The following is an 11,911-nucleotide window of genomic DNA, read 5'->3' as shown; positions in this document are numbered from 1 at the left end:
TAGTCATGCACACATTGAAAGATCAAGCGCTTTTCCGCCACCAGGGTCTTATTGGTGGCGTCTGGCAAGATGCAGCCTCTGGCGCGACGGTCGATGTGACCAATCCTGCAAGCCTCAGCACCCTGGGCACGATCCCCGACATGAGCGGCAAGGAAACCCGCGCGGCGATTGATGCTGCGGCGGAAGCTTTCAAACTTTGGAAAAAGAAAACTCACGCCGAACGTGCAGCACTGCTCGAACGCTGGTTTGCGCTGATGATCGAGCACGAGCAGGATCTAGCTCTTCTGCTGACACTGGAGCAGGGCAAGCCGCTTAACGAAGCACTCGGCGAAATTCGCTACGGCGCATCTTTCGTCAAATGGTTCGCCGAAGAAGCGCGTCGTATTGATGGTGGTAGCATTCCTTCACCAACGGAAGACCGACGTATTCTGGTGCTGAAAGAAGCGGTCGGCGTTTGCGCGATCATTACACCGTGGAATTTCCCCAATGCGATGATCACCCGCAAGGTTGCTCCGGCACTGGCTGCCGGTTGCACAGTTGTCATCAAGCCGTCGGAGTTTACGCCGTTTTCGGCCCTTGCACTCGGCGCCTTGGCCGAAAGGGCAGGGATACCTGCTGGCGTTATCAACATTGTCACTGGTATGCCGACAGAAATTGGCAATGAGCTGATGGCCAATGAAACTGTACGCAAGATTTCTTTTACCGGTTCCACGCGTGTTGGTTCGCTGCTGATGAAGGGGGCTGCTGACAGCATCAAGCGGTTGAGTCTTGAACTCGGCGGCAATGCACCGTTCATTGTGTTTGACGATGCTGATCTTGACCAAGCAGTAGAGGGTGCGATTGCTTCCAAATTCCGCAACGGAGGTCAAACATGCGTCTGTTCCAACCGTATTCTGGTACAGGCTGGCATTTATGAAGCGTTTGCTGCCAAGCTCTCTGCTCGCGTTGCCAAAATGAAAGTTGGTGTTGGCACGGAAGATGGTGTTGCGATTGGGCCGATGATCAATCACGCGGCGATTGAAAAGATTGAACGCCATGTGAGTGATGCTCTTGGACGCGGTGCAAAAATTCTTGGACAAAGCGAAAGCATACCGGAAGGTCGTCAATATGCACGTCCGATTGTGCTGGGTGACGCGACTACAGATATGCTGCTTGCATCGGAAGAAACCTTCGGGCCTGTAGCGCCGCTTTTCCGTTTTGAGACGGAAGACGAAGCGATTGAAATTGCCAATGGAACGCCATTTGGGCTGGCAGCTTATTTCTTTACAGAGAACTTAAAACGCTCATGGCGTGTCGCGGAAGCGCTGGAGTTCGGCATGGTTGGCTTGAACACGGGCCTGATTTCGACTGAAGTTGCGCCGTTTGGCGGTGTTAAACAATCTGGACTGGGCCGTGAAGGATCAAGGCTCGGTATCGAGGAATATCTGGAAGTTAAAACGCTGCATGTCGGTGGACTTTGAACAAGCAAAAAAAGGGCGGTTTAACCGCCCTTTTTGCTCCTCAAGTTACTGAAACTTATCGAGCATTTTATAATAAAAGCCGACCAATGGTAGAAACCATGGCTTGCCGGAGTAGCCTGGAATGGTTGGCCATTCGAGGTCGGAAATAGGGTTCTTGTCACCCCGTCCAAGGATTGCATCGGCCAAATAAATACCCATCTGGGTAGACATCTGTGCGCCGTGGCCGGAATAGCCCATCGCATACCAGACACCATCTGCAAAACCTGCCCGCGGGTAGCGATCCTGTGTCATATCGACAAGTCCGCCCCAGCAATAATCAATTTCCACACTGGCGAGATGCGGGAAAATCTTGACGAGACTTTCGCGCAAAATTGCACCGCTTTTGCTGTCTGAGCGCTGATCGGAAGTAGTTGAGAAGCGTGCGCGACCACCAAAGATCATACGATTGTCCGGTGCAAGACGGAAATAATTGCCGATGTTCATGGAAGTCACATAGGTGCGGTTGCCGGGCATGGTCGCGGCAATTTCGCTCTCTGTCAGCGGCCGGGTTGCAATGATGAAGCTACCTACCGGGATTATACGCTTGCGGAAATAGGAGAAGCTGTTCGGTGTATAGGCTCCGGTTGCCAGAATAACATTGTCGGTAGTCACCGTGCCGCGCGATGTAACGATCTGGTGTTTCGTACCGATTTTTTTGTGCTCGGTAACAGCAGTGTTTTCATAGACAACCGCACCGTGACGCGTTGCTGCCGTCGCCAAACCGGTCACGTAACGTCCCATATGCATCATGGCGCTTTTCTTGGAGAGCATGGCACCATGAAAATCATGAGAGCCGACTTCTCCCGATAACTGGTCGCGATGCAGCAAGGCGGTGTCAGGGTCGATTTCTGCATGGATGGCTTCAAAATTGCGGGCAAGGCCATCGAAATGAGATGGTTTTGAAGCCAGTTTCAGTTTGCCCGCACGGCGGAACGCGCAGTCGATATTTTCCTCTGTCACTATCCGTTCAATCGTATCAACGGAATCGTCAAAGGCTTTATAGAGAGCCTTGGCACGTTCTGCGCCAAGGTGTTGTTTTGCAGCGATGAAGCTGTGTGCAAGACCGTTATTGAGGTGTCCCCCATTGCGCCCCGATGCGCCGGAGCCAACGAGGCCTGTCTCGAAGACAGCCACGTGGCTGCCTGCTTTGGCAAGATGCAATGCAGCCGACAGTCCAGTAAAGCCCCCGCCGATGATGACAACATCAAAGTGCCCTTCCGGTGGGGTCTTTTCCGCAGCTGTAAAAGGCGGTGTCGTGTCGTGCCAGTAGGGTTTGAATTGCATCTTGCTTTTCCTGATTAAAGCCCGACGACGCCAGCAAGGCCGGAAATATCCTTGATTTCGGTATAGCCGTAATAAGGATTTGCAGGTTCATGACCGCGATTGACCCAGACCTTGTTTTTAATGCCGAGATCATGTGCAGACATCAGGTCGTAGCGGAACGATGACGAGACATGCAGAATGTCTTCCGGGTTCGCATTAAGCTGATCGAGCATGTATTCGAACGCCTTGAAACGAGGCTTGTAAGCCTGCGCCTGTTGGGCTGTGTAGACGGCGTGGAATGGCGCCCCCAACTTTTCGACATTGTGATGGATCTGCTCGTTCATAGCGTTTGAAAGAATGACGAGCGGGATTTCCTTGGCGACCTTGGAGAGACCGGCTGGAACGTCCGGATGCGGACCCCAGGTTGGAACACGCTCGTAGATCTTGCGCGCGTCTTCTGCTTTGAAGGTGACATTGTTCTTCTTGCAAGTGCGCTCAACAGCGTTGTGAACGACTTCATTATAAGGCTTCCAGTCGCCAAGTATTTCATCGAGGCGATAGGCTGCAAAGTTTTTGATAAATTGCTGCATTTGCTCTGCGTTCAGCTGTTCACCATAAAGATCGTGTGCAGCTTCAGCCATCTGGAAATTGGTCAGTGTTCCGTAGCAATCGAAGGTTATGTATTTTGGTCTAAACTGGGCCATGTTTGATCCTTCCGAGCCTCGCTGGCACTGCTGTGCCGTTCTCATACATAATAATGAGCGACGCATGGACTAATCACTGCATTCGCACTCATGCAAAGCAGATTGTTTCGTATGTGACGTGCGGTTTGGCAGAGAGTTGTGCTGGATAGGTTTCCGACATGCCATGAGAATGCATTCTGCTCCCCCATTAACTCCCACCGCGGCATAAGATGCGGTGAGAGCATGAAAGGAAAGTCGAAACGCGTGGCATTGGGATGTTCGTCGGGATGAACTGCTGCGTGCAGCGTTCTAATTTTGGTCAATCAAGAACTTTATCTGGAAGTGACAATGACAGCATCTCACATCACTCTCGAAACGATGACCCCAGATCATCTAGATGGTGCCGTTGTCCTGTCCCAACAGGCAGGTTGGCCACATCGTCTTGAAGATTGGGCGATGGTGCTTGCACTGAGCAACGGCGTGGTCGCCCTTGAGGGTGAAAATGTAGTCGGCACTGCGATGGCCACACCTTTGAATGAAGACATTGCAACCATCAACATGGTGATAGTTAATGAGACGATGCGCGGGCGTGGGCTTGGTCGCAAGCTAATGGAGGCAGCACTTGACGCTACTCAAGGGCGCAACTGTCTTCTCATCGCGACACAGGATGGACTCCCCCTTTATGAAAAGCTGGGGTTTGTTGCGAGAGGCGAGATAATCCAGCATCAGGGCGCAGCCCGACAGGTGGATGCCCCGAGCGATGTTTCCTGGGCTAAGAACGATGAATTTCCACATATTGTGACCTTGGACCATCAGGCGTTTGGTCATGATCGCACAGCACTTATGCAGCTTTTGCGAGACAAGGCGGAGTTCGCAGTCATTCGCCTCGATAGAGAGATATTAGCCTTTGCTGCAATTCGCCCTTTTGGTCGTGGGCAGGTTATCGGTCCTGTTGTCGCTAAAACTGATGGCGAGGCCAAGAAGCTCATCGAGTTCCTGCTGTCGCAGCACGCGGATCAGTTCGTCCGTGTCGACACCAATATCGCAACCAATCTTGGCGGCTGGCTGACTGAACGCGGACTGGTCCACGTAGGCGGCGGAATATCCATGCGCCGCTCTGTGCGGGCTTTGAAAGAAAACAGCGGTTCTGAATACCGCACTTATGCGCTTGTGAACCAGGCTTTCGGTTGATTTGGAGAATATCATGCTGAGCAATTCCTTGATCGAACTTGATCGCGCCCATTTGGTGCATCCGGTTTCATCTTACCGCAGTCATGAAGCATCTGGCGTGCGCGTTCTGAAGTCTGGCAAAGGTGCGACAGTTACCGATGCGTCTGGCCATACTTTGCTTGATGGCTTTGCCGGGCTCTGGTGTGTGAATGTTGGCTATGGGCAGGATAGTATTGTAGAAGCCGCTACGAAGCAGCTGCGAGAGTTGCCCTATGCGACTGGCTATTTTGGGCTTGGCTCTGAACCGGCGATCCGCCTTGCTGCTGAACTGGCCGACCGCGCGCCGGGCGATCTCAATCATGTTTATTTTACACTGGGTGGTTCGGACGCCATCGACAGTACAATCCGCTTCGTGCGTTATTACTATCATGCGAAAGGTACGCCGCAGAAAGATCAGTTCATATCTGTCGAATATGGGTATCACGGCTCATCGACTGCCGGTTCAGGCCTGACTGCTTTGCCGGCATTTCATGCAGGTTTTGGCGTGCCTTATGATTGGCAGCACAAAATTCCTTCGCATTATGCTTATCGCAATCCGGTCGGTGCAGATCCACAGGCAATCATCGATGCATCTGTTGCGGCGCTTCGAGCAAAAATCGAGGAACTTGGAGCTGAGCGGGTGGCAGCATTTTATGTCGAACCCATTCAGGGTTCGGGCGGCGTCCTGGTGCCGCCGAATGGCTGGCTCAAAGCTATGCACGCACTTTGCAAGCAGTATGATGTTCTGTTCATCGCGGACGAGGTCATTACGGGTTTTGGCCGCACGGGTCCGCTTTTTGCCTGTTCAGAAGATGACGTTGTGCCGGATTTCATCACAACAGCCAAAGGATTGACCTCAGGCTATGTGCCGATGGGTGCGGTCTTCATGTCTGAGCATGTCTACAACACGATTGCCGATGGTGCTGGTAAATCAGCAGTTGGTCATGGCTATACCTATTCTGCGCATCCGGTCAGCGCTGCCGTTGGGCTAGAATGCCTACGTCTTTATGAGAATGGATTGCTTGAAAACGGCCGTAAGGCAGGCAAACGCCTGATGGCAGGTCTGCAGTCTTTGGCCGATCATCCGCTGGTCGGCGATGTGCGTGGCCGGGGGATGTTGGCTGCCATCGAACTCGTGGTGGACAAGGAAAACAAAACCCCGCTTCCAGCTGCGGCTGATCCTGCACGTCGCATATTTGATCGGGCATGGGACAATGGGTTGGTAATCCGCGCCTTTGCCAACGGCGTGCTGGGCTACGCACCGCCGCTTTGCTGCACGGACGACGACATTGATGCGATCATCGAGCGTACCCGCACAACGCTGGACCAGACGCTGGCTGACGAAGAAGTCAGAGCTGCGATGAGGGGATAGGTTTTATGGATAGCGGCCTGAGTGAGTGGGCTGGAATTTCGTATATGCACGAGATTCGCAATTTTATGCTGCCGCTCTTCGTCAATTCAGTGCAATCGATCCACATCTTCATAACACACTGGCATAGCTACCAAAGGCTAGATGAAAAACCAAACTATCGGGACGAGTTGATTTTTTTGAATCGATACCCGGTGTGCATGGAGCCATTCTTCGAGCCCACGAATTGTTCGGCTGAGACTGCAATGAGGTTTTGAAACGACTGACATTCTGAAAACGCGGTGAACCCGGTGAAAACAAACCGGCGCACCAGATGCAACGATTAACAAGGGGAACTGCCATGAGCGAGAAGATTACCAACTGGACTTCTTCCGACGACCGGATGATTGAGAATGCTATTCGTCGCGGGGCAACCCGGCGTGAATTGTTGCAGATGATGCTGATGGGTGGTGTAGCAGCTGTTGCTGGAACGACTATCCTGGGCCGCGCGACCTCTGCAGTAGCTGCTACCCCTGTAAAAGGTGGGTTCATCAAAGCTGCAGGCTTCAGCGCTTCAACCGCCGATACACTCGACCCTGCCAAGGCTTCCAATGCAACGGATTATGTGCGCTGCTGCGCATTCTACAATCGCTTGACCTTCCTTGATGGCAGTGGCCAGACACAGATGGAACTTGCCGAGAGTGTTGAAAGTGCGGACGCCAAGGTTTGGACCGTCAAGCTTCGCAAAGGCGTGACTTTCCATGACGGCAAGTCGCTGACCGCTGATGACGTCGTTTTCTCGCTTCAACGTCATCTTGATCCGGCTGTTGGCTCAAAAGTGAATGCGCTTGCCAAGCAGATTACTGGCGTGAAAAAGGTTGACGACACCACGGCAGAGATAGTGCTGGAAAGCGCAAATGCTGATTTGCCTACAATTCTTGCAATGCATCATTTCATGATCGTGGCAAACGGCACGACCGACTTTTCCAAGGGGAACGGTACAGGTCCATTTGTCTGCAAAGAATTTCAGCCCGGTGTGCGTTCAATCGCTGCTCGCAATGAGAGCTATTGGAAGAATAGCGGTCCACATCTCGACTCATTCGAATTCTTTGCGATCTCCGATGAAAGCGCCCGCATGAATGCGGTTCTGTCAGGCGACATTCATCTTGGTGCCAATCTTAACCCACGTTCGTTGCGTGTGCTTGAGAACAATCCGGCTGCAAAGCTGTTTATCTCGAAGCTCGGAACCTACACCAACCTCAATGTTCGTCTTGACATGACGCCTGGCGATAAGGCCGGTGTGGCAGAAGCTTTCAAATATCTCACCAATCGTGAGGTCATTCAGAAGTCAGTTCTGCGTGGATTGGCTGAAATTGCAAACGACCATCCCGTGCCGGATACCAGCAAATACTTTAATGCCGAACTCAAGCAGCGTGAGTTCGATCCTGAGCGCGCAAAATCATTGCTTGAGAAGGCTGGCGTTCTCGGTCAGGAAATTCATATTACTGCAGCCGAGGCAGCATCATCATCGCTTGATTATGCGATGGTTCTGCAGCAGGCGGCATCGACAATCGGCCAGAAGATCACAATCGATCGCGTTCCTTCGGACGGCTACTGGTCGAACCATTGGCTCAAGGATGCTGTCCATTACGGCAATATCAATGCCCGACCTACGCCGGATATCCTGTTTTCGCTGCTCTATAAGTCGGACGCACCGTGGAACGAAAGCCAGTACAAATCGGAAAAGTTCGATTCCATGTTGCTCGAAGCGCGCGGCCTTCTTGATGAAGCCAAGCGTAAGGAGATTTATGGTCAGATGCAGGCCATGATTTCCAACGAAGCCGGAACAGTCATTCCGGTCTTCATGTCTAACGTCGATGCGATTTCGCCGAAGTTGAATGGCCTTGAGCCAAATCCGCTTGGTGGCATGATGGGTTACACCTTCGCCGAACATGCTTGGCTGGAAGCCTGATACCTTATCAGGTTATTTCGCTTGTTCGGTTCGGGCAAAACATTGATTTTGTCCGAACCGACTGTTCACCCGAGAATGGGGCCGCGCATGACCATGAAGTCGCCTTTGCTGAATCTGATTGCCAAACGTCTTGTTGTTGCAGTCGTCACGCTTCTCATCGTTGCGTTTACGATCTTTTTTGCGACCGCAATGCTCCCAGGCGATGTAGCAGAAATTCTTCTCGGCCAGGCTGCAACGCCTGAGGCGGTTGCAGGGCTTCGCCATGCCATGAATTTGGACCAGCCCGCGTTTCTGCGCTTTATCTACTGGTTGGGAAACCTCTTGCGTGGTGATCTTGGTGTCTCATATGTCAACAATGTGCCGATAGCCGATCTGATCGGCAACAGACTGGTCAATTCGCTGAAGCTTGCCGGTGTCACGGCCGCGATTTCTGTACCTGTTGCACTCTTTCTCGGTATTACTGCTGCGATTATGCGTGGCACGATTTATGATCGTATTGTTTCGATCATCACGATCTCAGTCATCTCTGTACCGGAATTCATGGTCGCAACAATCGCCGTAATCATATTTGCGGTTTATTTGGGTTGGCTGCCAGCATTGTCGATGGCAAACGAAGTCACTTCCTTCGTCGGCCTTCTCAAAGTCTTTGCAATGCCCGTGATAACGCTCAGTTTTGTCATTTCGGCGCAAATGATCCGTATGACGCGTGCCGCTGTTCTTGAGACGCTCAACACTTCTTATGTCGAGATGGCGCTACTGAAAGGTGCATCTCGTACTCGTATGGTGGTCGTCCACGCCTTGCCAAATGCGCTGGGGCCAATCGTCAATGCAGTCGCGCTCTCGCTATCTTACTTACTTGGCGGTGTGATCATAGTTGAAACCATCTTCAATTATCCCGGCGTTGCCAAGCTCATGCTTGATGCAGTGGCAACGCGTGATCTGCCGCTTATTCAGACCTGCGCGATGATCTTCTGTTTTGGCTATCTTCTGCTCATTACGATAGCGGACCTTATTGCGATCATTTCAAACCCGAGGCTGCGATAATTATGACCGTTTCCGTTCCAAGTCAGCGAAAAACAAAGTCTCCACGCTTCGGTTATCGGTTCAATCTGCTTGGCGTGATTTCGTTCCTGATTATTCTTTGCTGGGCGCTCATAGCCATTCTGGCACCTTGGATTGCACCGCATCCGGTAGGAGAAATCGTTGATTTCGATTTTTTCGGACCGATGAGTGCGCAGTTTCCTCTCGGTACGGATTATCTGGGTCGCGATATGCTCTCGCGGATCTTGTATGGTGCGCGGTTTACAGTCGGCATTTCACTCGCGGCTGTCTTTTTGGCTTGTTTCTTTGGTGTCACGCTGGGAATGAGTGCTGCGGTTATTGGCGGATGGTTTGATTCCGCACTGAGCCGCTTTCTTGACGCGCTTACATCTATTCCAAGCAAAATTCTTGCGCTGGTTATCGTTGCAGGTGTCGGCTCGTCTATCCCTATTCTGATCATCACCATGGCCGTCATTTACACGCCGGGCAGCTATCGTTTTGCGCGTGCACTGGCAATCAACATCAACACTATGGATTACGTCACTGTTGCTCGAGCTCGGGGCGAAAAGATCGGCTACCTTATTCGGTCTGAGATCTTGCCCGGCATTATCGGACCGGTTCTCGCTGATTTCGGGTTGCGTTTTGTCTTTATCGTTCTGCTTTTGTCGAGCATGTCCTTTCTTGGCCTCGGTGTTCAGCCACCATTCGCCGATTGGGGCGCGCTGGTTAAAGAAAACATCGGCGGACTATCGTTTGCTGCTCCCGCAGTGGTGTTTCCTTCGATTGCCATTGCCAGCCTGACCATCAGCGTCAATCTGCTGATTGATAATCTCCCGCAGAAGATCCGAGACAGGAGCGAATGAATGAGCAATCTTGTTGAGATCAAAAATCTTCGCGTGAATGCAAAGACCGACTCTGGCCGCACCGTTGAGATCATCCGTGGTGTCAATTTTCAGATTGCAGAAGGTGAGATAGTCGCTCTTATCGGCGAGAGTGGTTCAGGTAAGACGACGATAGCGCTGACTTTGATGGGCTATACGCGTCCGGGCTGCCGGATCGTGGATGGCAGCATAGCTGTTGCCGGCCAGGATATTGTCACCCTATCGGAGCGTAAACGTTCGAAGAAGCGCGGTACGGACGTTTCCTACGTACCGCAAAGTGCGGCGGCATCATTTAATCCCGCGCACCGTATCATGGATCAGGTCATAGAGGTGACCAAGATCCACAAACTGATGTCAAAGGAGGAGGCGCGCAAAAAGGCTGTAGAACTGTTCAAAGCGCTTGCCTTGCCAAATCCCGAAACAATCGGAGATCGTTATCCGCATCAGGTGTCGGGCGGGCAATTGCAGCGGCTTTCTGCTGCAATGGCCCTTATTAGTGATCCCAAGCTGGTAATCTTCGATGAGCCAACGACCGCACTCGATGTCACGACACAGATTGAAGTTTTGCGGGCTTTCAAATCGGTAATGAAGAAGAATCGCATAGCAGGCGTTTATGTTTCTCACGATCTTGCTGTTGTAGCCCAAATCGCGGATCGCATTGTGGTACTGAAAGGTGGCGAGATACAGGAGGTCGGCACCACTGAGGAGATTCTGCATAATCCGCAGCACTCATACACAAAAGAGCTTCTTGCAGCTTTCGAGCCAAACACTCACGCGAACCCTAAAATTGCCGAAGAAGAGAACCCCTCGCCACTATTGACGGTACAGAATGTGCTTGCTGGCTATGGTATCGTGGGCTCGACCGGTGAACCGGCGATGATCGCGGTCGAAAATGTCAGTTTTGAACTTCAGCGTGGGCAAAACCTAGGCATTATCGGCGAGTCGGGTTGCGGTAAGTCAACGCTCGCTCGTGTCATCGCGGGTATTCTGCCTGCGGCGCGAGGTAAGATTCTGTTTGAAGGCGAGGAAATGCCGAGCGATCTGCGCCGCCGCGGTCGCGATCAATTACGTGAATTGCAGATTGTTTTTCAGTTTGCAGATACGGCACTGAATCCAGCCAAATCTATCGCTGATATTCTGGCTCGCCCCCTGATTTTCTATCACGGCATGGATAGCAAAAGTCGGGACACCAGAATCGACCAGTTGCTCGATATGGTGCGTATTCCGCGCAACATGCGTTATCGAAGGCCCGGCGAGTTATCAGGCGGTCAGAAGCAACGCATTAGTCTGGCGCGCGCTTTGGCCGCCGATCCTAAGATGATAATATGTGATGAAATCACATCGGCTCTGGATACGGTCGTTGCTGCGGCGATCATTGAACTTTTGAAGGAGTTGCAGCGGGAGCTGTCCCTTTCTTATCTCTTTATCAGCCACGATCTCTCCACCGTGCGCGCAATTTGTGATGAAGTCATCGTCATGTATGGAGGCAGAAAGGTGGAACAGCTGCGCCCGGATATGATGGGCGGGGAGGCGAGCCATCCTTATTCAAGACTCTTGTTCTCGTCTGTTCCTAAGCTCGATACCGGCTGGCTAGATAGTTTGGAGCAGGATCCAGAGCTTGTTCGTCAATTTACCAGAGCTTGATGCCGTTCAAAAATATCGCATTGAGCGCGCTTTATGATTTTGGTTTGGAATCGTGCTGGTTTGGTTGCTTAATGTTTGGTAAAGTTGCCTGGTTTTGTCTGTGGAAAGAAACTTTGTATTTTTTTATGAATGAACGTTGACAGTTTTGCTTTGTGGGGTCTATATGGCGCTCACCGAGGGCGGCGATCGTCGCAAGCGACAGAATGTTTCGTCCTTGGAGTTGAGTTAAGCGATTGAGATTTCGGTTTTAATTGTTTGGTTTGGCGGCGTTGACGGGGTGAAAGCTTTGTTGATGTATTGAGGAAGGAACGGTTGATAAGGCTGTGAATTTCTTGAAAAAAATGGGTTGACACGGTTTGCACTGTGGATTA

The 11,911-nt window shown here is 51.8% G+C and carries 9 protein-coding genes; 7 read left to right on the top strand and 2 right to left on the bottom strand.

The genetic code is table 11. From position 1 onward, the window contains the following. The first annotated feature begins 5 nt into the window (after positions 1 to 5). A complete protein-coding gene (locus ABWV94_RS07575; protein ID WP_353412967.1) occupies positions 6 to 1,460 on the top strand; it encodes an NAD-dependent succinate-semialdehyde dehydrogenase in 1,455 nt (484 codons plus the stop codon). A gap of 45 nt (positions 1,461 to 1,505) precedes the next feature. Here ABWV94_RS07575 and ABWV94_RS07570 read toward each other — a convergent pair whose 3' ends face one another. After that, entirely contained in the window at positions 1,506 to 2,783 is a 1,278-nt protein-coding gene (locus tag ABWV94_RS07570) for an NAD(P)/FAD-dependent oxidoreductase (protein ID WP_353412965.1), read from the bottom strand. Between the two features lie 14 nt (positions 2,784 to 2,797). After that, positions 2,798 to 3,466, bottom strand: coding sequence for a haloacid dehalogenase type II (locus tag ABWV94_RS07565; protein WP_113496791.1), 669 nt, complete (start codon positions 3,464 to 3,466; stop codon positions 2,798 to 2,800). A gap of 327 nt (positions 3,467 to 3,793) precedes the next feature. Between ABWV94_RS07565 and ABWV94_RS07560 the strand changes: the two genes are divergently transcribed. The 6 genes from ABWV94_RS07560 (at position 3,794) to ABWV94_RS07535 (ending at position 11,540) form a co-directional block, all read left to right on the top strand. Further along, positions 3,794 to 4,636, top strand: coding sequence for a GNAT family N-acetyltransferase (locus tag ABWV94_RS07560; protein WP_353412963.1), 843 nt, complete (start codon positions 3,794 to 3,796; stop codon positions 4,634 to 4,636). Positions 4,637 to 4,649: 13 nt separating this feature from the next. Then, entirely contained in the window at positions 4,650 to 6,026 is a 1,377-nt protein-coding gene (locus ABWV94_RS07555; protein ID WP_353412961.1) for an aspartate aminotransferase family protein, read from the top strand. Positions 6,027 to 6,363: 337 nt separating this feature from the next. Further along, the gene (locus tag ABWV94_RS07550; protein WP_064321129.1) at positions 6,364 to 7,974 is read left to right on the top strand and encodes an ABC transporter substrate-binding protein; all 1,611 of its coding nucleotides are present in this window, start codon (positions 6,364 to 6,366) and stop codon (positions 7,972 to 7,974) included. 93 nt (positions 7,975 to 8,067) lie between these two features. Beyond that, positions 8,068 to 9,018, top strand: coding sequence for an ABC transporter permease (locus tag ABWV94_RS07545; protein ID WP_007878144.1), 951 nt, complete (start codon positions 8,068 to 8,070; stop codon positions 9,016 to 9,018). Positions 9,019 to 9,020: 2 nt separating this feature from the next. Then, the gene (locus ABWV94_RS07540; protein WP_064321128.1) at positions 9,021 to 9,878 is read left to right on the top strand and encodes an ABC transporter permease; all 858 of its coding nucleotides are present in this window, start codon (positions 9,021 to 9,023) and stop codon (positions 9,876 to 9,878) included. Then, positions 9,879 to 11,540: an ABC transporter ATP-binding protein gene (locus tag ABWV94_RS07535; RefSeq protein ID WP_353412958.1), complete on the top strand. Its 1,662-nt coding sequence runs from the start codon at positions 9,879 to 9,881 to the stop codon at positions 11,538 to 11,540. It begins immediately after the preceding gene. The last annotated feature ends 371 nt before the right edge of the window (positions 11,541 to 11,911 follow it).

It is taken from the genome of Brucella sp. NBRC 12953 (assembly GCF_040369775.1).
GTDB lineage: Bacteria > Pseudomonadota > Alphaproteobacteria > Rhizobiales > Rhizobiaceae > Brucella > Brucella pseudogrignonensis.
The sequence above is the reverse complement of the archived record's forward strand: the minus strand, read 5'-3'. Positions and strand labels throughout refer to the sequence as shown.

Excerpts from the sequence above, each read along its gene's own strand:
- ABWV94_RS07550 (WP_064321129.1), top strand. The coding sequence starts at position 6,364 with ATGAGCGAGAAGATTACCAACTGGACTTCTTCCGACGACCGGATGATT.
- ABWV94_RS07575 (WP_353412967.1), top strand. The coding sequence starts at position 6 with ATGCACACATTGAAAGATCAAGCGCTTTTCCGCCACCAGGGTCTTATT.
- ABWV94_RS07565 (WP_113496791.1), bottom strand. The coding sequence starts at position 3,466 with ATGGCCCAGTTTAGACCAAAATACATAACCTTCGATTGCTACGGAACA.
- ABWV94_RS07560 (WP_353412963.1), top strand. The coding sequence starts at position 3,794 with ATGACAGCATCTCACATCACTCTCGAAACGATGACCCCAGATCATCTA.
- ABWV94_RS07555 (WP_353412961.1), top strand. The coding sequence starts at position 4,650 with ATGCTGAGCAATTCCTTGATCGAACTTGATCGCGCCCATTTGGTGCAT.
- ABWV94_RS07545 (WP_007878144.1), top strand. The coding sequence starts at position 8,068 with ATGAAGTCGCCTTTGCTGAATCTGATTGCCAAACGTCTTGTTGTTGCA.
- ABWV94_RS07570 (WP_353412965.1), bottom strand. The coding sequence starts at position 2,783 with ATGCAATTCAAACCCTACTGGCACGACACGACACCGCCTTTTACAGCT.
- ABWV94_RS07535 (WP_353412958.1), top strand. The coding sequence starts at position 9,879 with ATGAGCAATCTTGTTGAGATCAAAAATCTTCGCGTGAATGCAAAGACC.
- ABWV94_RS07540 (WP_064321128.1), top strand. The coding sequence starts at position 9,021 with ATGACCGTTTCCGTTCCAAGTCAGCGAAAAACAAAGTCTCCACGCTTC.